General features: G+C 64.4%; 20 protein-coding genes and 1 tRNA gene. 8 read left to right on the forward strand and 13 right to left on the reverse strand.

Translation table 11 applies throughout. From position 1 onward, the window contains the following. From prfA to argS, 7 genes are all read right to left on the reverse strand, one after another. Positions 1 to 1,074: a peptide chain release factor 1 gene (gene prfA / locus J7E83_RS06535; RefSeq protein WP_214960153.1), complete on the reverse strand. Its 1,074-nt coding sequence runs from the start codon at positions 1,072 to 1,074 to the stop codon at positions 1 to 3. 320 nt (positions 1,075 to 1,394) lie between these two features. Continuing rightward, positions 1,395 to 3,635 (reverse strand): transcription termination factor Rho, encoded by a 2,241-nt coding sequence (gene rho / locus J7E83_RS06540; RefSeq protein WP_214960155.1) that lies wholly within the window; start codon positions 3,633 to 3,635, stop codon positions 1,395 to 1,397. 298 nt (positions 3,636 to 3,933) lie between these two features. After that, positions 3,934 to 4,908: a homoserine kinase gene (gene thrB / locus J7E83_RS06545; RefSeq protein ID WP_214960157.1), complete on the reverse strand. Its 975-nt coding sequence runs from the start codon at positions 4,906 to 4,908 to the stop codon at positions 3,934 to 3,936. A gap of 2 nt (positions 4,909 to 4,910) precedes the next feature. Continuing rightward, positions 4,911 to 6,017, reverse strand: coding sequence for a threonine synthase (gene thrC, locus J7E83_RS06550; protein WP_214960159.1), 1,107 nt, complete (start codon positions 6,015 to 6,017; stop codon positions 4,911 to 4,913). Continuing rightward, complete coding sequence (locus tag J7E83_RS06555) at positions 6,018 to 7,346, reverse strand: homoserine dehydrogenase (RefSeq protein ID WP_214960160.1); 1,329 nt, start codon at positions 7,344 to 7,346, stop codon at positions 6,018 to 6,020. Next, positions 7,347 to 8,831: a diaminopimelate decarboxylase gene (gene lysA / locus J7E83_RS06560; protein ID WP_214960162.1), complete on the reverse strand. Its 1,485-nt coding sequence runs from the start codon at positions 8,829 to 8,831 to the stop codon at positions 7,347 to 7,349. Between the two features lie 5 nt (positions 8,832 to 8,836). Then, a complete protein-coding gene (argS, locus tag J7E83_RS06565; RefSeq protein WP_214960164.1) occupies positions 8,837 to 10,486 on the reverse strand; it encodes an arginine--tRNA ligase in 1,650 nt (549 codons plus the stop codon). Between the two features lie 205 nt (positions 10,487 to 10,691). On the opposite strand from argS, the gene J7E83_RS06570 reads away from it, so the two are divergent. From J7E83_RS06570 to J7E83_RS06585, 4 genes are all read left to right on the forward strand, one after another. Further along, positions 10,692 to 11,168 (forward strand): FMN-binding protein, encoded by a 477-nt coding sequence (locus J7E83_RS06570; protein ID WP_214960166.1) that lies wholly within the window; start codon positions 10,692 to 10,694, stop codon positions 11,166 to 11,168. A gap of 3 nt (positions 11,169 to 11,171) precedes the next feature. After that, a complete protein-coding gene (locus tag J7E83_RS06575) occupies positions 11,172 to 12,044 on the forward strand; it encodes an FAD:protein FMN transferase (protein WP_214960168.1) in 873 nt (290 codons plus the stop codon). After that, positions 12,041 to 13,606 carry an FAD-dependent oxidoreductase gene (locus J7E83_RS06580; RefSeq protein ID WP_214960169.1) on the forward strand — a complete coding sequence of 522 codons (1,566 nt, stop codon included), beginning with the start codon at positions 12,041 to 12,043 and terminating at the stop codon, positions 13,604 to 13,606. The genes J7E83_RS06575 and J7E83_RS06580 overlap by 4 nt, the downstream gene beginning before the upstream one ends. Before the next feature lie 80 nt (positions 13,607 to 13,686). Further along, positions 13,687 to 13,759 (forward strand) — tRNA-Arg (locus J7E83_RS06585). An 81-nt stretch (positions 13,760 to 13,840) separates the two neighbouring features. Here J7E83_RS06585 and J7E83_RS06590 read toward each other — a convergent pair. The 3 genes from J7E83_RS06590 to J7E83_RS06595 all read right to left on the reverse strand — a co-directional run bounded on the left by J7E83_RS06590 (position 13,841) and on the right by J7E83_RS06595 (position 17,205). Next, positions 13,841 to 14,293 (reverse strand): PKD domain-containing protein, encoded by a 453-nt coding sequence (locus J7E83_RS06590; protein ID WP_311379593.1) that lies wholly within the window; start codon positions 14,291 to 14,293, stop codon positions 13,841 to 13,843. 510 nt (positions 14,294 to 14,803) lie between these two features. Beyond that, the gene (locus J7E83_RS21595) at positions 14,804 to 15,463 is read right to left on the reverse strand and encodes a DUF6318 family protein (RefSeq protein WP_396020498.1); all 660 of its coding nucleotides are present in this window, start codon (positions 15,461 to 15,463) and stop codon (positions 14,804 to 14,806) included. Positions 15,464 to 15,738: 275 nt separating this feature from the next. Continuing rightward, positions 15,739 to 17,205 (reverse strand): HNH endonuclease signature motif containing protein, encoded by a 1,467-nt coding sequence (locus J7E83_RS06595; protein WP_214960171.1) that lies wholly within the window; start codon positions 17,203 to 17,205, stop codon positions 15,739 to 15,741. Positions 17,206 to 17,420: 215 nt separating this feature from the next. On the opposite strand from J7E83_RS06595, the gene J7E83_RS06600 reads away from it, so the two are divergent. Next, positions 17,421 to 18,479, forward strand: a complete 1,059-nt coding sequence (locus tag J7E83_RS06600; protein ID WP_214960173.1) for a M4 family metallopeptidase — start codon at positions 17,421 to 17,423, stop codon at positions 18,477 to 18,479. A gap of 60 nt (positions 18,480 to 18,539) precedes the next feature. Next, on the forward strand, positions 18,540 to 18,860 hold the full coding sequence (locus tag J7E83_RS06605) for a protealysin inhibitor emfourin (RefSeq protein WP_214960176.1): 321 nt from the start codon (positions 18,540 to 18,542) through the stop codon (positions 18,858 to 18,860). On the opposite strand, the gene J7E83_RS06610 is transcribed toward J7E83_RS06605, so the two are convergent. Further along, entirely contained in the window at positions 18,857 to 19,825 is a 969-nt protein-coding gene (locus J7E83_RS06610) for a GlxA family transcriptional regulator (protein ID WP_214960178.1), read from the reverse strand. The two genes, J7E83_RS06605 and J7E83_RS06610, sit on opposite strands and share 4 nt — an antisense overlap. A gap of 81 nt (positions 19,826 to 19,906) precedes the next feature. Here J7E83_RS06610 and J7E83_RS06615 point away from each other — a divergent pair, with 81 nt between their 5' ends. Beyond that, positions 19,907 to 20,071 carry a hypothetical protein gene (locus J7E83_RS06615; RefSeq protein ID WP_214960179.1) on the forward strand — a complete coding sequence of 55 codons (165 nt, stop codon included), beginning with the start codon at positions 19,907 to 19,909 and terminating at the stop codon, positions 20,069 to 20,071. A 77-nt stretch (positions 20,072 to 20,148) separates the two neighbouring features. Further along, entirely contained in the window at positions 20,149 to 24,186 is a 4,038-nt protein-coding gene (gene hrpA, locus J7E83_RS06620) for an ATP-dependent RNA helicase HrpA (RefSeq protein ID WP_214960181.1), read from the forward strand. Between the two features lie 42 nt (positions 24,187 to 24,228). Here hrpA and J7E83_RS06625 read toward each other — a convergent pair whose 3' ends face one another. Both J7E83_RS06625 and J7E83_RS06630 read right to left on the reverse strand, forming a co-directional pair. Then, on the reverse strand, positions 24,229 to 24,660 hold the full coding sequence (locus J7E83_RS06625) for an HIT family protein (RefSeq protein ID WP_214960183.1): 432 nt from the start codon (positions 24,658 to 24,660) through the stop codon (positions 24,229 to 24,231). After that, positions 24,657 to 25,841 carry an NAD(P)-dependent alcohol dehydrogenase gene (locus J7E83_RS06630; RefSeq protein WP_214960185.1) on the reverse strand — a complete coding sequence of 395 codons (1,185 nt, stop codon included), beginning with the start codon at positions 25,839 to 25,841 and terminating at the stop codon, positions 24,657 to 24,659. The genes J7E83_RS06625 and J7E83_RS06630 overlap by 4 nt, the downstream gene beginning before the upstream one ends. Positions 25,842 to 25,849: the final 8 nt, after the last annotated feature.

The following is a 25,849-nucleotide window of genomic DNA, read 5'->3' on the forward strand; positions in this document are numbered from 1 at the left end:
CTATTCGCCGATGGCGTCCAGGCGTGCCTGTTCGTCCATCTCGATGGCGGACTGGATCACCGGTTCCAGGTCGCCGTTCATGACCTGGTCCAGGTTGTACGCCTTGTACCCGGTACGGTGGTCGGCGATCCGGTTTTCGGGGTAGTTGTAGGTGCGGATGCGTTCCGAGCGGTCCATGGTCCGGATCTGGGACTTCCGCTGGGCCGAGTTCTCGGCGTCGATCTGCTCCTGCTGGTGGGCAAGGATGCGGGCCCGCAGGACACGCATTCCCGCTTCGCGGTTCTGCAGCTGGGACTTTTCGTTCTGCATGGCAACGACGATGCCCGTGGGGAGGTGTGTGATGCGCACGGCGGAGTCCGTGGTGTTGACGGACTGGCCGCCGGGGCCCGACGACCGGTAGACATCGATCTTGAGGTCGTTCTGGTTGATCTCGAGCTCTTCGGGCTCATCAACTTCGGGAAGCACGAGCACCCCGGCAGCCGACGTGTGGATGCGGCCTTGGGATTCGGTCACGGGAACGCGCTGGACGCGGTGCACTCCGCCTTCGAACTTCAGCCGGGCGTAAACCCCTTCGGCCGGATCGTTTGAGTTGCCCTTGACGGCCATCTGCACGTCCTTGTAGCCGCCAAGGTCGGATTCGGTGGCCGAGATGAGTTCGGTCTTCCAGCCGCGCGATTCCGCGTACCGCGTGTACATCCTGAGCAGGTCGCCGGCGAACAGTGCAGCCTCGTCGCCGCCTTCACCGCCCTTGACTTCAAGGATCACGTTGCGGGCATCGTCCGGATCCCTCGGAATCAACAACCGGCGCAATCTCGCCGCAGCGTCCTCGAGGGCAGCCTCCAGCACAGGCACCTCGGCGGCAAACTCCGGATCCTCGCCCGCCATCTCCTTGGCCGCAGCCAAGTCATCCTCAATGGCATGCCACTTGTTGTAGGCATCCACAATTCCGTTCAGCTGGGCAGACCGCCGCCCAAGCTTCCGGGCAAGCCGCTGGTCAGCATAAACAGTAGGATCCCCCAACTGTGCCTGGATGGCATCATGCTCATCCAGCAGGCCCTGTACGGACTCAAACATTTTTCAAAACCTTTCAACGCCGTGTGGGTAAGTTTAGTGACCCTCACAGCGGTAGGTGACGAGGGCGACCGCCGTCGGGGATTCTTGCCGGCCAGGGAGCACTCGATGACTCCCAACCTTCGCAAGCTCAGGTCGGGGTCCTCGTCATCTCCCTTACGGGCCTGTCGGAGCGCTGCAGCGGACGTACGCAGTACGTCAGCAGCAGCGCGAAGGGGCGGGGCCGGCAAAAATATCCGGCGGCCCCGAACGACGAAGGGGCGGGGGCGGGAAATCCGCGCGGCACCAACCGCACGAACTCACCGACACCCCGCCCCGTAAAACTACTTGTCGTTATCCGACTTCGCACCAAGCGTCGTCTTCTGGACCTGCATGAGGAACTCGACGTTGCTCTGGGTCTCCCGGATCTTGTTGGTCAGCAGCTCAAGGCTCTGCTGCGTTTCGAGTCCGGAGAGGACGCGGCGAAGCTTCCACATGATCTTGACTTCCTCAGGCGAAAGCAGGTTCTCTTCGCGGCGGGTACCGGACGCGTTGACGTCCACTGCCGGGAAGATGCGCTTGTCGGCGAGCTGGCGGGAGAGGCGGAGCTCCATGTTGCCGGTGCCCTTGAACTCCTCGAAGATGACCTCGTCCATCTTGGAACCCGTCTCCACGAGAGCAGTTGCCAGGATCGTGAGGGAGCCGCCGTTTTCGATGTTGCGGGCTGCACCGAAGAAACGCTTCGGCGGGTACAGCGCGGCGGAGTCGACACCACCGGACAGGATGCGGCCGGAAGCCGGTGCTGCCAGGTTGTAGGCGCGGCCGAGGCGGGTCATGGAGTCCAGCAGCACCACAACGTCCATGCCCATTTCCACGAGGCGCTTGGCGCGTTCGATGGAGAGCTCGGCCACGGTGGTGTGGTCGTCGGCGGGACGGTCGAAGGTGGAGGCAATGACCTCACCCTTGACGGTGCGCTGCATGTCCGTGACTTCTTCGGGGCGTTCGTCAACCAGCACCATCATGAGGTGGACCTCAGGATTGTTGGTGGTGATGGCGTTCGCGATGGACTGCAGGATGAGCGTCTTGCCGGCCTTGGGAGGCGAGACGATCAGGCCACGCTGGCCCTTGCCGATCGGGGCAACCAGATCGATGACACGGGGGCCGATCTTCTTAGGATCGGTCTCCAGGCGCAGGCGCTCGGACGGGTAGAGCGGAACCAACTTGGCGAACTCGACACGGTCCTTGAGCTCGTCACCGGTTTTGCCGTTCACGGACGTGACGCGGACCAGGGCGTTGAACTTCTGGCGGGCGGACTGCTGGCTCCGGTCTTCGCCGTCACGAGGGGCCCGGATGGCGCCGACGACGGCGTCGCCCTTGCGCAGGTTGTACTTCTTGACCTGTGCGAGTGAGACGTACACGTCGTTCGGGCCCGGCAGGTAGCCGGAAGTGCGGATGAACGCATAGTTTTCCAGCACGTCCAGGATGCCTGCTACCGGAAGCAGTACGTCGTCATCGGTGACCTCGACGTCGTCGACGTCGGGTCCCTGGGCCCGTCCGCGGCGGCGGTCGTTGCGATCGCGGAAACGGTCGTTGCGGGAGTTGTTGTCCCGGCTGTCCTGGCCGCCTGAGCGGTCATTCCGGTCGTTGCGGTCGTTGCGGTCGCGCCGGTTCCGGCGGTTGCGGCGGCTGCCGCCGTCCGCGTCGTCGTCTCGGCTGATTTCGCGAGTGTCCTCGCGGCGGTTACCTTCACGCTGTCCGGCGTCGCGGCTGCCTGCGGTGTCGCGGGCTGAGTCTTCGCGTACTGCGGTGTCGCGGGAAGAGCCGTCCCTTGCACCGTTGTCACGGCTACGGGTGCGGCCGCTGTCGCGGCGGTCGGAACGCTGGCCGCCGTCGGCGGCCTCGGCACCCTGTGCGTCGGTCCGCTGGTTCTCGGTCCGCTCGGCCCCGCGCTGGTTCTCGGTCCGCTGGTTCTCGGTCCGCTCAGCCCCGCGCTGCTCGGCAACGGGCTGCTCGGCCGGAGCCTCGACGGCGTCGGCTGCCTGAGGTTCCGTGGCTGCCACTTCACTGCGGCGGCGGTTGCGGGTGCGCGGCTGGCGACGCTCGCCGGCGCCGTCAGCTGCCGCTTCGCCGGGCTCGGCGGCTGCGGCCGCCGGGGCTGCTACGGCGGGAGCCTCAGCGGGTGCCGAATCTGCAGCGGTGCCAGTCACTACGCCATCGCTTCCGGCACGGCGGCTGCGGCCGCGGCCGCGTGCACGGGTTCCTTCGGCGGCCGGGGCCTCGGAGGCCTCGACTGCCGCCACCGGTGCGGCGGCCGTCGGAGCGGTGCGCGTTGTGCTCGCCTTCTCAGCAACCTTGGCCGGAGCCTTCGTGGCTGGAGTGCCGGCGCGGTGGGCGGAAATGGCCGAAACCAAGTCCCCCTTGCGCATGCGGGAACCGCCAGAAATACCCAGCTGGCTGGCAAGTGCCTGCAGCTGGGCGAGCTTCAGGCCGGCAAGGCCGCTGCTCTTAGCGGGTGCGGCCGTTGACGATCCGGCAGCAGAAGATGATAGTTCCACAGCTGGAGACAGCTCAGTGGTTTCGGTCACGAAGGATCCTTCCCCCTCGACGGCGTCCAGACTGGGAGCTGGACGCGATGATTTGATCTGGGCTGCAGTTCAGATCTGCAGCCGGGATTTTCGGCCTTGCCGGTTGGATTTCGGCCAGCAGGGCCGGATATTGATTCACCTAACGTTCCGTCATAACGGGACGCCGGACTGACGGTTCAGGGGCAGACAGATAAATGCTGCAGATTCCTGCGACAGACCAAGCAGGTGGCACCGGAAAATATTGCGCAGTAAGAGACCAACTAGCAACTGAATGCAGTTGCAGATCAGATAGGCGGAATTACCGCCGGTGCAAGTCCACCTTAGCACCTTCGACGTCCACTGCCAGCTTCATCACGCGCCAGGCGATACCCGGCGTGTTTGCCGCTGTGAACGCTTCGATGAACTCGGCCACTTCCGTAGCCTCGGCGTCGCCGTTGGCCAGCACCAGCACCGTAGGTCCGGCGCCGGAAACCACTGCGGCGCGGCCGGCTTTCCGCAATGCCGTGATCAGGGCTGCGCTGGGGCGCATGGCCTCGGCCCGGTAACTCTGATGGAGGTAGTCCTCCGTACCAGCGTGCAGGAATTCCGGTTTCTGCGTCAGGGCGTGAATCAGGAGGGCGGCGCGGCCGGAGTTCATGGCTGCCGCATGGTGGCCCACTGACGCCGGCAGCAGCGCCCGCGCAGCTTCCGTGGACAGCTCAAAATCGGGCACGGCCACCACGGGGATCACTGATTCGAGCACTGTCGCGCAGGTGCTGCTGTACCGGTCACTGTCCTGCCAGGACAGCGCCAGTCCGCCGAAAATTGCGGGCGCGACGTTGTCCGGGTGCCCCTCCAGCTCACTGGTGAGCTGGAGGATCCAGTCCAGGTCCCGCCGTCCCGGGGGCGGCACCAGCGCGTTGGCCGCCGAAACAGCGGCCACCACGGCTGATGCCGAAGACCCAAGGCCTCGGCCATGGGGGTTGACGTTTTCGGCCGTAATCTTCAGGCCGCCGTGACGGTAACCCAGCCGGGCGAAGGCGGCTTCCATGGCTCTGATGACCAGGTGGCTCGCATCCCTTGGAAGGGTATCGGCCCCCTCGCCGCTCAGCTCGAACAGCAATTCGTCCGTCTGGAGAGTTTCCACCGTCAGGGTGTCGTGCAGTGCCAGCGCCAGGCCCAGGCTGTCGTATCCCGGTCCCAGGTTCGCGCTGGTCGCCGGGACCCTGACCGTCACCTGTTGACCGGCGTCGATAACGGGCAGCCCCACGGTCGTCTGCGAGGTGGTGTTCACGATTATTTTTCTTCCAGTCCCAATTCGGCCGCAACCGTCACCACATCGTTGGAGACCTTGACCGGCTGCACCTCGCTGCCGTCTTCGGTGCGCAGGGCCCACTGGGGATCCTTGAGGCCGTGGCCGGTGACGGTGATGACGATGGTTTTGCCGGCAGGAACCTCACCGGCGGCGTGCTTCTTGAGCAAGCCGGCCACACCGGCAGCGGAGCCCGGCTCCACGAAGACCCCTTCGCGGGCCGAGAGCCAGCGGTGGGCATCAAGGATTTGCTCGTCCGTCACGGCGTCAATGAGGCCGCCGGACTCGTCGCGGGCCGCGATGGCGCCATCCCACGATGCGGGGTTGCCGATCCGGATGGCCGTGGCGATGGTGTCGGGTTCGGTGATGGGGTGGCCGGCCACGAACGGCGCGGCGCCGGCGGCCTGGAAGCCCCACATGACCGGTGTCTTCGTGGAAACTGCGGGCAGTGTTCCGGCGGTCTCGGATTCGAAGGGCGCGGAGTATTCCCGGTAGCCCTTCCAGTACGCAGTGATGTTTCCGGCGTTGCCCACGGGGAGCACATGGATGTCGGGGGCGTCGCCGAGCGCATCGACAATCTCGAAGGCACCCGTCTTCTGGCCCTGGATACGCGCCGGGTTAACGGAATTGACCAGGAAGACCGGGTAGGACTCCCCCAGCTTCCGGGCAATATCCAGGCAGTTGTCGAAGTTGCCGTCCACCTGGAGCAGCGTGGCCCCATGGGCGATCGCCTGGCTCAGCTTGCCCATGGAGATCTTGCCTTCGGGGACCAGTACCGCACACTTCAGTCCGGCCGCGGTGGCGTAGGCCGCGGCGGAGGCGGAGGTATTGCCAGTCGAAGCGCACACTACGGCCTTGGCGCCCGAGGCAACGGCTGCCGTCATGGCCATGGTCATGCCGCGGTCCTTGAAGGAGCCCGTGGGGTTCATCCCCTCAACCTTCAGGTACACGGAGGAACCTGTCAGTTCCGAGAGCTGCTGCGCATAGACCAGCGGAGTTCCGCCCTCGCCGAGGCTGATGACCCGGGTGGATTCCGTCACGGGCAGACGGTCAGCGTATTCGCGGATGACGCCGCGCCATTGGTGAGCCACTTAGACTCCTTCTACCCGCAGAACGGATGTAACTGAATTGATGACGTCCAGGCCCTTCACGGCCTCGACGGTGGCCGCAAGGGCGGCCTCTGATGCGCGGTGGGTGACGATCCGCAGTTCGGCTGATTCCACGTTGGACGCGCTGTCCGTGTGGATGGTCTGCCGCATGATTTCGATGGACACGCCGTGTTCCGCAAAGAGCTGGGCGATGCGGGCAAGCACGCCCGGCTGGTCGGCGACGTCCAGGCCGATGTAGTAGCTGGTGGTGGCGGATTCGATGCCCAGCGCCGGAACGTGGCCGGTGGTGGTCTCGGTGCGCCCCGGGCCGCCGAGCACAATGCGGCGGGCCGCCGAGACGAGGTCGCCCAGGACGGCGGAGGCCGTCGGGGTGCCGCCGGCGCCCCGGCCGTAGAACATGAGCTCGCCCGCGTTCTCCGCCTCGATGAAGACGGCGTTGAAGGCACCGTGTACCGCGGCCAGCGGGTGCTCGCGCGGAAGCAGCGTGGGATGCACGCGTACGGACACGCCTTCGGTGCCGCCTGTTTCCGCGCCTGCGGCGGGGAGCTTTTCGGCGATGGCCAACAGCTTGATGACAAAGCCGGCGTCCTTGGCCGCGGCGATGTCCGCAGCGCTGACGGAAGTGATGCCTTCACAGTGCACGTTCCCGAGTGCGAAACGCGTGTGGAAGGAGAGCGACGCAAGAATAGCGGCCTTGGCGGCAGCGTCGTGACCTTCGACGTCGGCTGTCGGGTCCGCTTCCGCGTAACCGAGGCGCTGTGCCTCCGCGAGGGCGTCGGCGAACTGGGCTCCGGTGGTGTCCATCTGGTCCAGGATGAAGTTGGTGGTGCCGTTCACGATACCCAGTACACGGGTGATGCGGTCGCCGGCCAGGCTGTCGCGAATGGGCCGCAGGATGGGAATGGCTCCGGCCACAGCGGCTTCGTAGGACAGCTGGACACCCGCTTTGTCGGCCTCTTCGTAAAGCGTGGGGCCGTCCTGGGCCAGCAGCGCCTTATTGCCGGTGACAACGCAGGCCCCGTTGCGGAGCGCCGAGACGATCAGGGTGCGGGCGGGTTCGATCCCGCCCATCAGCTCGATCACGAGGTCGGCATCCTTAACCAGGGTATCGGCGTCGGTGGTGAACAGTTCCTGCGGCAGCTCCACGTCGCGGCGGGTATTGACATTGCGGACCGCAATGCCGCTCAGCTGCAGCCGTGCGCCGGTCCTGGCGGCAAGGGCGTCGGCGTCCTCAATGAGAATCCGCGCAACCTGGGCCCCAACGTTGCCACAGCCCAGCAGGGCTACCTTCAGGGTTCGCATTTCCGTCATTCAGACTCCCATGTCGCGGTTGAGCAGATCTTCTTCGGTTTCCCCGCGGACAATCAGCCGGGCAGATCCGTCGCGCACCGCGACAATGCCCGGCCGGGCCAGATAGTTGTAGTTGCTTGACAGGGCCCAGCAGTAGGCGCCGGTACCCGGTACAGCAAGCAGATCACCGGCTGCCACGTCCTCGGGCAGATATACATCTCTAACAACTATGTCGCCGCTCTCGCAATGTTTGCCCACCACTCGGGACAGCTGTGGAGCCGCCGTCGAGGTCCGGGAGGCAAGAATCGCCGAATAATCCGCGTCGTAGAGCACCGGGCGGGCGTTATCGCTCATGCCGCCGTCCACCGACACATAGCGGCGCGGATGCGTAACGTTTTTGGCTTCCGTTTCGGCTGTTTTTCCTGTTGCGGACACCGGCGAGTCAACGCGGACCGTCTTCAGGGTGCCGACTTCGTAGAGCGTAAAGGTGGTGCTGCCCACGATGGCGCGCCCCGGCTCGATGGAAATCCGGGGAGCCCGGATGCCCAGTTCCGCACAAGTGGAACGCACGACGGCGGCCATCGCCTGCGCAATCTCCGCTGGCGGGCGGGGGGTGTCCGCCGGGGTGTAGGCGATGCCGTAGCCGCCGCCCAGGTCCAGTTCGGGCATCACAATGGAGTACTTTTCCTGCATCGCGGCAAGGAAGCGAAGGAGCTTCTCGGCGGCCAGGGCAAAGCCGTCCGGCTCGAAGATCTGGGAACCGATGTGGCAGTGCACTCCCAGCAGTTCGATGCTGGAGTAGCTCGTAGCCGCTGCCACGGCCTCCTCGGCTGCGGAGAGACCTGCCTGATCGGTGGAGTCCCCGGCCATGGAGAGGCCGAATTTCTGGTCCTCATGGGCGGTGGCGATGAACTCGTGGGTGTGGGCGTGGACACCGGGTGTCAACCGGAGCATGACCTTGGCTTTTTCGCCGCGTCCGGAGGCGATTTTTGCAACGCGCTCCAGTTCGTCCAGGCTGTCCACCACGATCCGGCCCAGCTCCATGTCGAGGGCGCGGTTAATCTCCGCGTCTGACTTGTTGTTGCCGTGCAGTGCCACCCGTGCACCATCAATACCCGCGCGTGCAGCCACGGCCAGTTCGCCGCCGGACGCGGTGTCCAGGCGCAGGCCTTCTTCCTCCACCCACTTGACCACGGCGGTGCAGAGGAAGGATTTGCCCGCGTAGTAAACGTCCACTCCCCCGCAGATGTCAGCGAAGGCGGCGTCGAAGGAGTCCTTGAAGGAACGGGCGCGGGCGCGGAAGTCTGCCTCGTCCATCACAAAAAGCGGCGTCCCGAACTGTTCTTTCAGGGCGGCGACGGAAAGGCCGTCAACGGCGAGGACGCCGTCGTCGTTGCGCTGCACTCCGGCCGCCCATAGAGGTTCCTGTAGGGCGTTCAGGTCTGCTGGCACGGCCAACCACTCGGGGGCCAGTGGAGACGCGGCGGTGTTTGCCTGTACCGACATGGTGCTCACATCCGTTCCGGCGCGGAAACGCCAAGGAGGTCCAGGCCGTTGGCCAGCACCTGGCTCGTGGCGTCATTGAGCCACAGCCGGGTGCGGTTGACATCGGTAACCGGCTCTTCACCCTGAGGTGCCACGCGGCAGGCGTCATACCAGCGGTGGTAGGCGCCTGCGATGGCCTCGAGGTGCCGGGCCACGCGGTGCGGTTCGCGCAGTTCGGCGGCCATGGCCACAATCGAGGGATAGGTCCCGAGGTAGGAGAGCAGCTCGTTTTCAGTGACATGGTCAAGCAGAGCCGCATCGAAGGCGCTCCGGTCCACTCCGGCGGCAACGGCGTTTCGCGCCGCACCGCGGGAACGAGCGTGGGCGTATTGCACGTAAAACACCGGGTTCTCGTTGCTGTGCTTCTTGAGCAGATCAGGATCCAGCGTCAGCGGCGAGTCCGCAGGGAACCGAGCCAGCGAGTACCGCACGGCGTCCTTGCCCAGCCAGTCGATCAGGTCCTTGAGCTCGATGATATTGCCGGCGCGCTTGGACAGCTTGGCTCCGTTGACGGAGACCAGCTGGCCGATCAGGACCTCGATATTAACGTCCGGGTCATCGCCTGCACAGGCAGCGATGGCTTTGAGGCGGTTGATGTAGCCGTGGTGATCCGCGCCGAGCAGGTAGATCTTCTCGGTGAAGCCCCGGTCCTTCTTGGACAGGTAATAAGCAGCATCGGCAGCGAAGTACGTGGGTTCCCCGTTGGCACGGATCATCACCCGGTCCTTGTCGTCCCCGAAGTCGGTGGTGCGCAGCCACACCGCACCGCCGTCGTCGTAAACATGCCCTTGTTCGCGGAGGCGCGCAACAGCCTTTTCGATCGCGCCGGCGTCGTGCAGCTCCTGTTCGGAGAAGTACACGTCAAAGTGGACGCCGAAGTCAGCCAGCGTGGACTGGATATCCTTCATCTGCGCCTTGTAGGCGGCCCCACGAATGACGGGAATGGCAGCCACTTCGGTGAGTTCCCGGATGTCCGGGTGTTCCGTGAGCACCTCGTGTCCAAGGTCCGCGATGTACTGTCCGGGGTAGCCGCCGTCGGGCACTGGGCGTCCGTGGAGCCGGGAGTAGACCGAGTTGGCGAAAACATTCATCTGCGAACCGGCGTCGTTGATGTAGTACTCGGCGGTGACTTCCGCGCCGGAAGCGCGCAGCACGCGGGCGATCGCATCGCCCAGGGCGGCCCAGCGGGTGTGGCCGATGTGCAGCGGCCCCGTGGGATTCGCAGAGACGAACTCCATGTTGACAACACGGCCGGCCAGCACGGAAGTAGTGCCGTACGTAGTTCCTGCCTCGACGATGACCTTCGCCAGCGCGCCGGCTGTCGCGGCGTCGACGGTGATATTAAGGAACCCGGGACCGGCAATGTCGACAGCCGAAACGCCGTCGATCGTCTTCAGCCGGGCACTCAGGATGGTGGCGAACTCCCGGGGATTCGTCCCGGCCTGCTTGGCGAGCTGGAGTGCGATGTTGGTGGCCCAATCTCCATGTTCCCGGTTCTTTGGACGCTCCACTCGCACGTCACCAGGCACGGCTGATGCGGAAAGGGCGATTTCGCCTGCGGCGACGGCATCTTTCAGGCAGGTGGATATGGCGAGGGAGAGTTCTTCGGGAGTCACGCCTCTAGCCTACCGGGGCCCGCCACATGGACGAATTTGGACCGGCCGGATGAATCCCGGAAAGCAGCGCTCGCGCCGCCTTTCTCTCACAGCGCCCGCCTCATTGCCTCATAGGAAGTGCACGGCTGCCACACAGGATGAACCATTACGCTGATTCCGACGTTGAGATCAGCGTAAGCACCCCGTCAACGAAACGAGCCCCTATATGAGACCGTCAATCCGCAAGAGTGTTTTTGCTGGAATCGCCGGCCTGTCCCTGATTGGAACAGTTGCCGGTTGCGCACCCTCCGCCTCCCAGGGTGCGCCCGCCCCATCATCCGGCGGCGGCTCCACGGAAAGCTCCGCCGCTACGCCGTCGGGATCTTCCTCACTGGCCAGCAGCGGCTCCGGCTACAAGGACGGCGCCTACAGCGCCGACGGTACGTATGTTTCTCCCAACGGGGCCGAAACCGTGGGCGTTGAACTGACACTCGCCTCGGGCACGGTCACCGACGTCAAGATCACCCAGCACCCGTCGAATCCAAACACCCGCAAATTCCAGGGCGAATTTGCCGGCGGTATCGCTGCACAGGTGGTCGGCAAGAGCATCGACCAACTCAACGTGTCGAAGGTGGCTGGGTCATCACTCACCAGCGGCGGCTTCAACCAGGCAGTGGAAAAGATTAAGTCGGAGGCGCAGTAAGCGGTGCCGCACGCGGAGTGGGAGGACTTCACTTTCGACGGGATCGGTACACAGTGGGAAGTCTCCACCCCGCAGCCGATTGACGCCTCCCTGCGCGCGCGGCTGCTGGTTCTGGTGGAACGTTACGACGCCGACTGGTCCCGGTTCCGGGATGACTCCATCGTCAGTGCCATGTCCCGGCAGCCGGGCCGCTTTGAGCTGCCCGGCGAGTCGGCGGCACTGGGCGAGCTGTACCGCACGCTTTACGGAATCACTGGTGGAGCGATGACTCCGCTCATCGGGGCGAGCCTTGAGCGGCTGGGCTACGACGCGTCGTATTCACTTCGACCTGCCGGCGCTGCCCTGCCGGCGCCGCGCTGGGAGGACATCCTGGATTGGGACGGCACCGTGCTGACTACCTCAGCTCCGCTGGTCCTGGACATCGGCGCTGCGGGCAAAGGTCAACTGGTAGATCTCCTGGCCGCGGAACTCAGGACGTCCGGTGTCGCTACCTTCCTCATCGATGCCAGCGGAGACCTGCTGAACAGTGGTCCGGAGCCGGTCACCGTCGCATTGGAACACCCTTACGATCCGGCCAAGGCAATCGGTACTGTTTCCTTGGCCGGTGGGGCGTTATGCGCGTCGGCAGCGAACCGGCGGGCCTGGGGCGACGGCCTGCACCATGTGCTGGACGGCACCACCGGCAGCCCCGTCCGGACCGCGGTAGCCACGTGGGCCATGGCAGAAAGCACCTTGCTGGCGGATGCCCTGGCCACGGCGTTGTTTTTTGTCCCGGGAGCGGAACTTGAGCGGACCTTCGAGTTCTCCTGGCTGACCGTTTTTTCCGATGGAAGCGCCGCCTACTCGGCAGGATTTGAAGGGACACTGTTCACATGAGCTCCGTTGACACACCCAAAGCCAGCGCCGTCCAGTCCCCCGCTGCACGGCTCGACACCCTGCTCGGCAAGGTCACCATGTACCGGCTCATCCTCCTGGTGCTGGCTTCGCTTGCCGCCTACAGCCTGCTGCTCAATGCACTCGGCTGGCTCACTTTCGGCATCCCGGAGATGCTGGTCCATCTGGTGCTGTGCCTGGGCCTGACCTACGCCTCCAACCGTGCCCTGGCGGCATTGTTCCACGTCCGTCCGCACTCAGAGTCGTCGCTGATCACCGGCCTGCTCCTGTACTTCCTGTTCTGGCCGACTTTTGTTCCCACCGACCTGGCCGGAGTCGCGTTGGCCTGCGTGCTTGCCTCGGCCTCAAAGTACGCACTGGCCTGGCGGGGCCGCCACATCTTCAACCCCGCCGCCGTCGGCGCGTTCGTGGCCGGCTTGACCGGACTCAATATCGCCACGTGGTGGGCAGCCACCCCGCCTATGCTGTGGCTGTTGGTCCCGGGTGTACTGCTGGTTCTCTACCGCACCCGGAAATTCCCCATGGCGGCGGTGTTCGCCGTTGTTGCCATGTCGATTGTGGCCTCTGAGCTGCTACGTACCGGCATGTCGCCGGCCATGGCCCTCTGGCAGCCGCTGGCGCAGCGCCCGCTGTTGTTTTTTGTCGGCTTCATGCTGACAGAACCGCTCACCCTGCCGCCGCGCAGATGGCAGCAGCTCGCCCTGGCGGCGGTGGTGGGCGTGTTGTTTGCGGTGCCGTACAACTTCGGCTTCATCGCCAATTCGCCGGAGCTGGCACTGCTGGTGGGTAACTTGCTGGCATTCATGGTGGGCCAGCGGGGCGGGCTGAAGCTGCATTTTATGAGCTCCCGCTCCTTGACACCCAGCACCACCGAATTCGCTTTCAAGCCGTCGCGGCCTGTCCGTTTTGTTCCCGGGCAGTACATGGAGCTGGACCTTCCGCACGCCAAGTCCGATGGCAAAGGCCGACGCCGGGTATTCAGCGTCACGAGTGCCCCGGGATCCGACACCGTGAAGTTTGGAGTGCGCACGGCAGAGCCGGTATCTGCGGCGAAGAAAGTCCTGCTTGCCCTGCAGCCTGGTGACCAGGTCACAGCAACCTCGGTGGGCGGCGACTTTGTCCTCCCCTGCGATCGCAGCAGGTCCGTGCTGCTGGTGGCTGCCGGAATCGGCATCACTCCTTATTTGGCGCAGCTGGCCTCAGGGGCAGCGGACGACCGTGACACGGTGCTCCTGCTCCTGGCCAGGAACGCAGACGAGATTGCTTATGCGGAAGAACTGCGGAGCTCGGGGGCCCGGATCGTGGTCCGGCTCGCTGAGGGCTCCGTTTCGCCGTCGTTCTTCTCCGGCACCGGAACCGGCGGTTCAGATGAGCCTGGCCGCGGTGCCAGACTGGACGCTGAGTCCCTTAAAGCCTTGGTTCCGGACATTGCCGAGCGCGAGGTGTACGTGTCAGGTTCACCGGCGAGTGTCGCGTCGCTACGGCGTGCGGCCCGGAAGGCAGGAGCACGACGGGTGCACGTGGATTCGTTTGCGGGCTACTGAAAGAGTGTGGTTTTCCATTGCAGGCCACCTTCCTGCTAAGCTCTAGGACGTCCCGCCGGCAACGGCAGGAACCCTGGATTGCCCTCGTAGCTCAGGGGATAGAGCGTCTGCCTCCGGAGCAGAAGGTCGTAGGTTCGAATCCTATCGAGGGCACAGATAAAACCCCCGCCGCTTGGATCAAGCGACGGGGGTTTTTTGTGTGACGGGCTGTTTGTGTGCGGGCCCTGGCGGGGCCTACGGGACGGCGACCGCTCCAGGGCAGCCTTGGCCTTGGGGATTCTGGTTGCAGTCGTCTGCGTAGTTTCGGGTGATGGACCGCCAAACGCTGATCGTCTGCGGCGGAGCGCTGAACTGGCCTTGGCCGGGAATTGGCAGTGGTGGCCCACCGTTCACTGAGTAGGTACCTTGAAACGACGTGGTCAGGACGACCTGGAAGTCGCCCGTCTCAGCGTAGGCGTGGCTCGTTCGCGTCTTTTCGCCCCAGCGCTCCTGCGGGAGGGGACCGCCCAAGGACGGCTGAGGGCCCAGGACAGTTCCGTCGCCATAATTCCACGTGTACTGAACCGGAGTAGCTACAACGTGGACCTTCTGACCGAACATCGTGATATCGAACTGCTGCTCGACTGCATCCGCGTAGAAGTTCGTTTCAGCGCCCCGGAGCGTGTGCGGGCTCGGCTGAGCCGTCACCGCCCCGGCGTTGATCGGCAGGCTCTCAAACTGCCTCTGAATGTCCGCGGCAATTCTCGGCAGAAGATCCTCCGGCTTCGCATCGTAAAGGCACGTTGGGCCTGAGTGGTACGTCCAAACCGCACCTGGGACTCCTCGGGGCATTGAAAGCCACATGACTGGTATGCCCTTTTCTCGCCCCTCAGGACCGTTCTTGCACTCAAGCTGCCTTGCAAGGCATGGAGTATCAAAGTCACCGCCACCAAGGTGACACTGGAGTTCGTACTTGTAGATATTCGGATCAGTTACCACTGCATCTGGTGCAGGTCTGGTGAAATCGCCAGTTACGGGGTCTAAAACCCAACCATCCAATTCGGCAGTGTTTGAGCCCCAGTGCCCCTTGACCGGGGGCGCCTTTTCATCGGCCGTCGGCACCACAACTGCCATAGCAGGAGATACAAAGACATTTACCGACAGAAGCCACGAAACAACCAAACAAAAAACGAAGCGGCGCGATATAAGGCCCATTGATTAGCCTGCAATCGGCTCGATCGTGTTGACGAACCAAGCCCCATCCTTGTATACCGCCAGCATTAGGCTGCCAGAGTTTGCGGGCCTCGGCTCAGTACTATCTATGGTGCCATCAGCGTTGTAGTACGACAGGGGCTCTTGTGAAACTTGTACTGCCACTTGGTAATTTCCGTCTGCAGCAACTCTGAAAGTCGTGCTGACTGTAGGCGTGGTCACCTTACCTCCGCCCAGCCAACGACCGTCTTGATGCCACCCCATCTGGACTTCCCTGGCTTGCTCACACATGGCGCAACTCGGGCTGGTAATCGCTGAAACTTGAGTTACGTCGCCCGTCTCATAGCCGTAGCTCAAGAGTTCAAACCAGTACCGGGTGAACGCCTCCAGTCCTTCCTTCGTCTCTGTCTTCGCCACTTCTGGCAGCACGGGAACGGGGACGTTCTCAGCCGGCCCGCTCGCTGAAGCTGGTCTGTAGGCCGCGGTCGGCGTCGGAGTCGACGTTGGACTGGGAGTGCCCGATTCTGACGCCGATGAGGATGATGAGACGTTCTGAGTCGGCTCCGAACCTGAATTACAGCCAGACAGCGCCAGTGCAGCTGCAACTGCGAGAGTGACCGTGACTGTCCGCGGGCGCTGAGACGTGTAGAAGTTCTGCGATGTCATGGGCCGCTGTTCCCCCAATAGTTTCAAGACGGCATTCTCCGGACAGTGGGTTAAGGGTAGCCCAGATCACATTTTTGCGATCAAAGTTATCCACAGACCTTGGTTGTACCACCGTCCAATTCAGGTGAAAAGTCATGTGGCCGACTTAACCCGCAGGCAGCACGAGGGGTGCAATCACCCAGAGCGGCGATAGAAGTCCTAAGTACTTAGCCGCGCCAGCCCCCGGCAGCTCCCGAGCACCAGGCTCGAAACACGGCCCCTCCGCCGATTGATCCCTAATCGACTTCGTGTCGGACGCCGGGCGTTGCACGCTTCTTCAAGAACACAGAGGCGCTACGGCTTTTTCCGTTTCCCGGCATTGTTGGCAGGTGTGGCCACGCTGGTGGTTCCCAGTCTTGGTTTTCGCTTTGGTAGCGGCGGCCGGTGGGTGAGGTCCAGCCGGGCGGCTTATTTTGGGTGGCTGGGGTGGGTCTCCACGCGCTGGTGTGTTTGAGTCTGTGGTGTTTGTGGCAGGGCTGGCCGAGGTTGGTGATGCCGGTGGTGCCGCCGTCTGCCCAGGCGAGGAGGTGATCGGCTTCGTTGTCCAGGGAGTGGTTGTTGCAGCCGGGGAACGGGCATTTCCCGTCCCGGATCCGGAGCCATTGCCGCATCGCTGTGGGAACCCGGTAGCTGGTGCGGCCGATTTCCAGTGGTGCGCCGTCGCGGGGGTCGGTCAGGACCCGGTGGAACGAGTCGGCGCCGTCGGCGATCAGTTCCCGTGCCATGGACGCCGGGATGGGCCCGTACCCGTCAAGGGTGGCCGGTTCATCGGTCAGGCCCAGGAGGGAGAACACCGGAACGGTGAGCAGGACCTGCGCCTTGGGGGATGGGGTCCCTTCGGTGACGCCGCCCAGGAGCCAGTTGGCGGCGTTATCGGCGCGCAGCTGGGTCAGGGTCCTGGGCTCGTCGGGGCCCTGCATTGCCCTGGCGGCGGTGGTGGCGCGGTCCCAGATCCCTGCGGCCTGCCCGGCAGGGAGGTAGGCCGAGAGCCAGGCCATCCCGTCCCGGTCCGGGGTGTATTCGAGACGCCGGTCCTGCAGGCCCTTGGCGTGGCGTTTTTCGATGGACACCGGGTGGTGCCGTTCCCTCCAGGTCCGGGCCCTGTACCGGAACCGGGACGGGATGAGCTCGCCCGCCGGGCAGCCCCGTGCCAGGTTCACCGCGTCCGGGTCCAGGAAATGCGCCTCTAATGCCGCGGCTCCCGCAGGATCCAGGCCCGTGGTTTCGTCGCATACGATCCGGGCGTGCTGCCACGAGATCGACCCGGCCTGCAGCGCGGACAGGGTCAGCGGCAGGTGCTTGGTCAGTGTCTGTGATTCGGCCAGCAGCGCCCCGGCGGCCCGTTCACTGACCGTCAGCACACACGCTACTTCCGCGACCACCGCCATCTCCTGGGCCGTGTTCTCCTGCGGGGACCCGGGCGGCACTGCGATGGCCTCTGCCGCACCGGCGTACCCGGCCGCTAGGTGCACTTTCAAGGCGGCCATGCCGGCTTCCGCCCGGGTCACCTCGGCCAGCCCGTCCAAACAGTCATTCCCGAACTGGCGGAGCGGATCAGCATCCCCGAACTCTGGAGGATCGGCATCAGCAGACTCACTACCGCCGAAAATGGCGGTGATCGCAGCCGCTGACGCAGCCACAGATGCAGCAGCAGCCATAATGGCCTCCCTGCTATCCGTACCCCACGCTGCTCCGCTATCCATACTCAAATCATCCACGGAGGGTCTGACAATAAGGGGCAAGGCTAGTGGTTCTGCAGGATTGACGATTGGTCCCGCAGAATTTCTCGGTCCAAGCGCCAGTTGGACACGACAAGGCCGGACCGAAAGTGTCCTTCCGCACCAATAGACAGGTGTGTGGCTACGCGCGATTGTCAGTACCTGCTCATAGGCTGGATCCACCAACTTGAGGGGTAGCCATGCATTTTCCAGTGACCTACTGTTCCATCATTCCGCCGTATCTGCTGCGTCGGTTGGCCCGCCAGGACGCGCCCCAGTTTTCCGCGGCGGCACGGGCCGCCAAGGAAGCACTGGTCCACGTCAGGTCGGTCCAGGCCGCCAGGGCGCTCCCGGCACCGGCCGTTCCGCCGGGAGTGCGGGAGGTTAAACCAGGACCCCCGAACCGCAGCGTCTACGATGCCGACGGCACCGAAAACCTACCTGGCAAGCTTGTGCGCAAGGAAGGGGAAGCGGCTTCAGGCGATCCCTCGACGGATGAAGCGTACGACGGCCTGGGTCACACCCACCGCCTGTTCGCCGACGTCTTCGGCCGGAACTCAATCGACGGTGAGGGGCTCCCGCTCGATGCCACGGTGCATTTCAGCAAGCTCTATGACAACGCCTTTTGGAACGGCCGGCAAATGGTGTTTGGTGACGGCGACGGCGAGGTGTTCCAGCGCTTCACGGGTTCGCTGAGCGTCATCGGCCATGAACTCGCCCATGGTGTCACGCAGTACTCGGCGGGGCTCGCCTACCGTAACCAGGCGGGCGCCATCAACGAATCGATTTCTGATGTTTTCGGGGCACTCGTGGAGCAATACTTAAAGCAGCAGTCCGTCAAGGAAGCCAGCTGGCTGATCGGCGAAGGGCTGTTCACAGCCCAGGTGGAAGGCTCGGCATTGCGCTCGCTCCAGGCCCCGGGCACGGCGTACGACGACGACGTGTTGGGCAAGGATCCGCAACCCGACTCCATGGACTCGTATGTGCGAACCAGCGCGGACAACGGCGGGGTGCACATCAACTCCGGCATTCCCAACCGCGCCTTCTACCTTGTGGCCGAGGCGATCGGCGCCAACGCATGGGAGGCTCCCGGAAGGATCTGGTACGACGCCCTGACCGGAGGTTCGCTGCCGCCCACGGCCACCTTCAGCGTCTTTGCCAGGGCGACGGCGTCGTCCGCGGTTGAACTTTTCGGGTCCGGTTCCATCGAACATGACGCCGTACGCCAGGCGTGGGAAACTGTGAAGGTCAAGCTATGAATCAATGCGCGGGCGGCCCCACCTGGCGGCGGGGCCGCAGGGAAGCCCAGGAAGCTGGCCATGAAGATCAGTGTGGAGCGCAGTGGCGGAATAGCTGCCCTGACCCGGGTGTGGACCGTGCACGCAGATGGCGAGTCCGCGAAGAGCCAATGGCAGCCCATAGTCGAGGCGTGCCCGTGGGACGCTGTGCCTAAGACTGCACGGGCGGCGGCGGAAACTTACGGGAATCAGCCGGACCGTTTCATCTATGCCATCCGCGCGGGGCAGCGCCGGGCGGCCTTGACGGAGCAGGCAGTCACCGGACCGTGGCGTGTACTCGTGGACAGCGCCCGCGCCGCGTCAGAGGATACCCCCGGCGGGCCCGGGCAGGAGCCGCGCTAACCGGCTTCCATGAGCTGGCCCCGGAACGTGCGCCGATAGGACTGCGGGCTGGTATCCAGCACCTTGGCGAAATGGTGCCTGAGCAGCACTGGATGCCCAAACCCGGATTCCCTGGCCACTTCGTCTATGTTGAGATCAGTGGATTCAAGCAGTTCCTGCGCCCGGAGCACCCGCTGCGAGTTGAGCCAGGCCGCAGGCGTCGCGCCGGTCTCGGAACGGAACCGGCGGGCGAAGGTTCTGGCCGACATATGCACCCGGGCCGCCAGCTCGCCGACGGTGTGCTCGCGGTCCAGGTTCTGCACCATCCAGCGCAACAGCTCCTCCATCGGCGCAGAGCCGCAGGTTGGCATCGGCCGCTCGATGTATTGCGCCTGGCCCCCGTCGCGGTGCGGCGGCACAACCATATCCCGCGCAATGGCCGCTGCCACATTGGCGCCGAGCTCCACCCTCACCAGGTGGAGGCAGGCGTCGATGCCCGCGGCCGTACCCGCGCTTGAGATGACGTTGCCGTCCTGCACGTAGAGAACATTCTCATCCACCTGCACGTCCGGATACCGGTTGGCGAGCTCATGCGAATAGTGCCAGTGGGTGGTGCAGCGCCGGCCGTTCAGCAGCCCGGCCCGGGCAAGGGCGAAGGCTCCCGAGCAGATGGACATGACCCAGGCTCCCCTGGTGTCCGCGGCACGCAGCGCATCAAGGACCGCTTCAGGGACGTCCTCATCCCGGCCGTAGGGGACCATGATCACCAGGTCCGCATCCGCTGTGGCTTCCAGGCCGAGGCTCACCTCCATGGAGAGGCCTGATTTGAGGCTGACGTTTCCGGGTTCCGGCGTGCAGACCCGGAAGTCGAACGCCGGAACGTTGCCGCCACGGCCTGACCTATCGATCCCGAACACCTCGAACACCGTTCCGAACTCAAAGATTGAAAAGTTGGGAACGACGATCACTGCCACTTTTTTCAGCATGCTTCCATTGTGGCAGAAATTATAGCTTTTTGGGCATTTCTGCCACTTCTGTCCGGCCTTCATGCAGAGAACGATGGACCTATGGAAATCTTCGGACTCGTCATCATCATCCTGGTCCTCGTTGCCCTCGCCACCACCTCCGCACTTCTGCGGCAACCCAGCGGCCATACCCCTACTTCAACCCCGGAGCAGGCCTGGTCCCACCTGGATCCTCCAAGCGCCAGCTATACGATGCGGATCTTCTGACCCTTACGTGAACGGCCGGCTGCAGCAGCCGCACAGCACGGGGAGCCAGCCAAGTTCCCAGTAGACTGTCTGCAGCCATGACTTTTCATATTTCCTACCCCGCCGAGTTGCCGGTCTCCGAGCGCCGCGAGGACCTGATGGCCGCCATTGCGGCCAATCAGGTGACCATCATCGCCGGTGAGACCGGCTCCGGCAAGACCACCCAGATTCCTAAAATGTGCCTGGAGCTTGGCCTGGGTGAGAATGGACTAATCGGCCACACCCAGCCACGGAGGCTTGCGGCACGGACCGTGGCGGAGCGCATCGCCGAGGAGCTAGGCGTGGACATCGGGCAAGAGGTGGGCTTCCAGGTCCGCTTCACCGGTGAGGTCAGCCGGTCCACCAAGGTCAAACTCATGACTGACGGCATCCTGCTTGCCGAAATCCAGCGCGACAAGCTGCTGCGCAAATACAACGCGATCATCATCGATGAAGCCCACGAACGCAGCCTCAATATCGACTTTATCCTGGGCTACCTGAAGCGGATCCTGCCACAGCGTCCGGACCTGAAGATCATCATCACCTCGGCCACCATCGATCCCGAACGGTTCGCAAAGCATTTCGGCAGCGAAGATGACCCGTCACCCATTATCGAGGTCTCCGGCCGCACCTTCCCCGTGGAAATCCGGTACCGGCCGCTTTCCCAGCCTGCCGGGGGGCCGAGTGAAGAGGACGCCTCCGATGACGAACTCGAAGAGGACCGGGACCCGCTGGACGCCGTCTGCGACGCCGTCGACGAACTGGCCCTTGAAGCCCCGGGCGACATCCTCATCTTCTTCTCCGGCGAGCGCGAAATCCGCGACGCAGCCGAGGCCCTGAACGCTAGGATCCAATCCAACCGCCGCCTCGCGGGAACCGAGGTCCTGCCGCTCTTCGCCCGCCTCAGCCTCCAGGAACAGCACAAAGTCTTCCACCCGGGAAACAAGCGCCGCATTGTCCTGGCCACCAACGTTGCCGAAACGTCCCTGACAGTACCGGGCATAAAATACGTTGTCGACACCGGCACCGCCCGGATCTCGCGCTACTCGCACCGCACCAAGGTCCAGCGCCTGCCTATCGAGCGTGTGTCCCAAGCGTCCGCAAACCAGCGCTCGGGCCGTTGCGGCCGCGTGTCCGACGGCATCGCCATCCGGCTCTACTCGGAAGATGACTTCGAAGCCCGGCCCCTCTTCACCGACCCGGAAATCCTGCGCACCAACCTTGCGGCTGTCATCCTGCAGATGACGGCCATGGGCGTGGCCCGCGGGCCAAAAGACGTGGAAAACTTCCCTTTTGTGGAGCCCCCGGATTCGCGGGCCATCAACGACGGCGTCACGCTGCTCCGTGAACTCGGCGCCTTGAGCGCCGCCCGCCCCCAGGACGACGCCGGCTACGGCGGCAAAACTGACGGCCGCAAGGGTGGCGGCCTGACCGCCGTCGGGCAGCAGCTTGCCCAACTGCCGGTGGACCCGCGGCTCGGCCGGATGATTGTTGAAGCAGGCAGGCGCGGCTGTGTCCGGGAGGTCATGATCCTGGCCGCGGCGCTGACAATCCAGGACCCGCGAGAGCGCCCTACAGACAAACAGCAGCTCGCCGCGGAGAAGCATGCCCGTTTCCGGGACGAGAACTCGGACTTCACGGGATTCCTGAACCTGTGGAATTACCTTCAGGAGAAGCAGCAGGAACTGTCTTCCACGCAGTTCCGGCGCCTCTGCCGGACCGAGTTCATCAACTACCTGCGGGTCAGGGAATGGCAGGACCTGTTCGCCCAGCTCCGCCAGATGGCAAGACCGCTCGGCATCAGCCTCGACAACCAGCGCCTGGTTGATCCGGTTGCCAGCCACGACGCGATCCATATCAGCCTGCTCTCCGGACTGCTCAGCCACATCGGCATTTTGGACGAGCGCAAACGCGAGTACGCCGGCGCCCGTGGCAGCCGCTTCGCCATCTTCCCCGGCTCTGCACTGTTCAAGAAGTCCCCTACGTTCGTGATGGCTGCCGAGCTGGTGGAGACCAGCCGGCTCTGGGCCCGGGTGGCGGCCAAATTCGATCCGGTGTGGGCTGAACAGGTAGCGCCGGACCTGGTGAAGCGAAGCTACAGCGAACCGCATTGGTCAACCAAGATGGGCGCCGTGATGGCGTATGAGAAAGTCACCCTGTACGGCGTGCCCATCATTCCGCAGCGCAGGGTCAATTACGGCCGGGTGGACCCGGACCTGGCCCGCGAGCTGTTCATTCGCCACGCCCTCGTCGAAGGGGACTGGAAGACCCACCACAAGTTCTTCCACCGTAACCGCGCCCTCCTGCTGGAGGTGGAGGAGCTTGAGGCCAGGATGCGCCGCCGCGGTCTCCTGGTGGATGACGAGACGCTCTTTGAGTTCTACGACGCGCGCATCGGCCCCGACGTCGTATCCGAACGGCACTTCGACAAATGGTGGAAAGAGGCGCGCCAAAAGAACCCCGACCTCCTCGACTACGACAAGTCGCTCCTGCTCGGTGAGGACGCCGACGGACTCGACGATTCTGCCTACCCGAAGATCTGGCTGCACAAGGGCTTCGAGCTGCCGCTCAGCTACGAGTTCCATCCGGTGGCTCCGGGGTCGCCGCCCAATCCGTCCGACGGCGTCACGGCAGAAGTGCCCGTACTCTTCCTTAATCAGCTCGACGACGCAGCCTTCCGCTGGCTGATCCCCGGCCAGCGGGTTGAGCTGGTGACTGCCCTCATCAAGTCGCTGCCCAAGCAGATCCGCAAGAACTTCGTGCCGGCGCCGGATGTGGCACGCCAGGCTGTGGCAGCACTTGAGGCGGATTTCGATCCGGCCACAGACGAGCTGGAAGCATCACTGGAACTTGCCCTCCGCCGGATCCGCGGGCAGATCATCCCGCCCGGGTCCTGGAACTGGGACGCGGTACCCGCCCACCTCCGCGTCAGCTTCCGCGTGGTGGACACCGGCGGCAAGGTGCTCGATGAGGGCAAGGATCTCGCGGCCCTCAAGGAGCGGCTGGCTCCTGCCACCCGTCGCGCCATAGCGGAGTCCCTGGGCGCTACCCCGCGCACTACGGCTCCAAGCACCTTCGCTCCAGGTACAGCGTCTCGGGGTGCCACGGCTCAAGGATCAACGGCTGCAGGATCAATGGCTCCAGAATTCGCGGGCAAGGGGTCCAACGGGGCTGGAAGAGGCGCAGGAGCGGCGGCTGACATGGCAGCCGCACACTCCGCTGGTTTCAGGGAGCAAAGCGGCCTGACCGCGTGGACCTTCGGTGCGGTGCCCAGGCAAGTGAGCAACGCAGTGAAGGGCCACACTATTACCGGCTACCCTGCTGTCGTTGACGAAGGATCCTCCGTAGCGCTGCGCGTGTTCCAGACGCCGCCGGAGCAGTTGGAGGCTATGCGCGGCGGCGTGATCAGGCTCCTGGCACTCAGGGTGCCCCCTCCGGACCGGTATGTGCTGGAGCACCTCAACAACAGCGAAAAACTCACGTTCAGCCAGAACCCGCACGGCTCGGTGTCGGCGTTGATCGCAGACTGCGCCCTCGCGGCGACAGACAAACTGACCCCCGCCGAGCTTCCGTGGGACCGCGAGGCCTTTGATGCCCTCTACGAACAGGTGCGCGCCGAACTTATCGATACGGTGTTCAGCGTGACGGCCGTGGTGGAGCGTATCCTGTCCAGCACCCGGCGGATAGAGAAACAACTCAAGGGAACTACCAGCCTCGCGTTGATCAGCGCCTTGAACGACGTGAAGAGTCAACTTGAGCAGCTGGTATTCCCGGGATTCGTGGCACGTACCGGATACGCACAGTTGAGCCAGTTGCCCCGCTATCTGGCCGCCATCGAGAAACGGCTGGAGCGGCTTCCGGGCAACGTCCAGCGAGATGCCTTGCACATGGCAGCCGTTCAGCGGCTCGAGGACGACTACGACGACGCCGTCTCGGCCCTGCTCCCGGGGCGGCGGGCCGGCGCCGAGCTGGCACAGGTCCGGTGGATGATCGAAGAGCTCCGGGTGAGCCTGTTCGCCGTCGAACTCGGCACCGCCTACTCCGTCTCTGAAAAGCGGATCCGGGCCGTCCTGAACAAGGCCCTGGCCCCGGCCTAGCTGGCGCAGGCGTAGGTGGCCGCCGGCCCGGCTGGCGCCAGCCTAAGTGCTTTCCGGAACGAATTCTCCGTATCCAGCGGCACGGAGACCGGCACGCAGCTTCTCCGCGTTGGCGTCCAGTACGCCGGGGTCCGGATTCTGGTCCGCCGAGGCGAAGTCGAAGTCGGCCATGCTGCGTGATGGCCAGACGTGCACGTGGAAGTGGTCGATTTCGTACCCGGCCACGATCAGTCCGGCGCGCGCTGCAGAGAAGACGTCTACCTGGACGGAGCCGATCCGCCGCGCCACTTCCATCACTTTCGCGAACGTTTCCGGGGATGCGTCCGTCCAGCGGTCCACCTCTTCAGTCGGTACCACCAGCGTGTGCCCGTCAGCCAGCGGCCCGGTGGTCAGGAAGGCGGCAACGTCTGCCTCCCGCCAAACGAAGCGTCCGGGGATTTCACCGTTCAGGATCCTGGTGAACAGGGTGCTCATGCGTCTGCCTCCTCGGCCGGGGCCTGCAGTGTGCTGGTGTCCAGCACAAACCGGTATTTCACGTCGCCTGCCACCATGCGGTCGTAGGCCTCATTCAGCTGGTCGGCCCGGACCAGCTCGATGTCTGCAACCACGTCGTGTTCTGCACAGAAGTCGAGCACCTCCTGCGTCTCGGCGATGCCTCCAATTATCGACCCGGCGTAGGCAATCCGTCTGCGGATCAGCGCCCCGGGATTGACCGGCGGCATGGCCTCGGCAGGCAGCCCAAGCTGGAACAGGGCCCCGTCCAGGCGGAGGGTGCGGAAGAACGGGTTGAGGTCGTGCGGAGCGGCCACAGTGTCAATGATGACGTCAATGCTGCGGTTGGCCGCAGCCATGGCGTCCTCGTCCCGGGAGAGGATCACCTCGTCCGCTCCCAGTTCGAGTGCTGCCGGAACCTTCGATTCTGAGGTGGTGAAGACCTTCACCACCGCCCCCATGGCCTTGGCCAGCTTTACGGCCATGTGCCCAAGCCCGCCGAGGCCAACCACACCCACCACGTCGCCTTCCTCCACGTCAAAATGCCGGAGCGGGGAAAAGGTGGTGACTCCCGCGCAGAGCAGCGGGGCCGCGGCGGCAGGGTCCAGGTTACCGGGCACGCGGACAACGTAGCGGCGGTCAACCACCACGGACGACGAATAGCCGCCCTGGGTGACAGAGTTGCCGTTGCGTGCATCCTTGGCGCCGTAGGTCCCGGTCATGCCGTTTTCGCAGTACTGCTCCAGTCCCGCAAGGCAGCTGTCGCATTCCCGGCAGGAATCCACCATGCATCCAACGCCCACGAGGTCCCCCGGGGCGAAGTCATCCACGGAAGAACCAACCCGGCTGACCCTCCCCACAATTTCGTGGCCGGGCACCAGGGGATAGCTCTGCGAGCCCCACTCACCGCGCGTGGCGTGGACGTCCGAGTGGCACAGGCCGCAGAATTCGATGGCGATCTCGACGTCGTCCTCCTTCGGCGTGCGACGGGCCAGTGTCAGCGGCACCAGTCCGCTGTCACTCGAAACTGCGCCATAGGCTGCTGCCAGGCGGCTAGTTCCAGCGGGCCGGGGGGCGGAGCCCTCCGCAAACCTGAGGTCGGCGGTGTCGGCGGGCGAAACGGGGCGGGCAAGGGGTGGCGGTACGGGGCGTCCAGGCGTCATACAGCGAC

Source organism: Arthrobacter sp. ISL-48 (genome assembly GCF_018613805.1).
Taxonomy (GTDB): domain Bacteria; phylum Actinomycetota; class Actinomycetes; order Actinomycetales; family Micrococcaceae; genus Arthrobacter.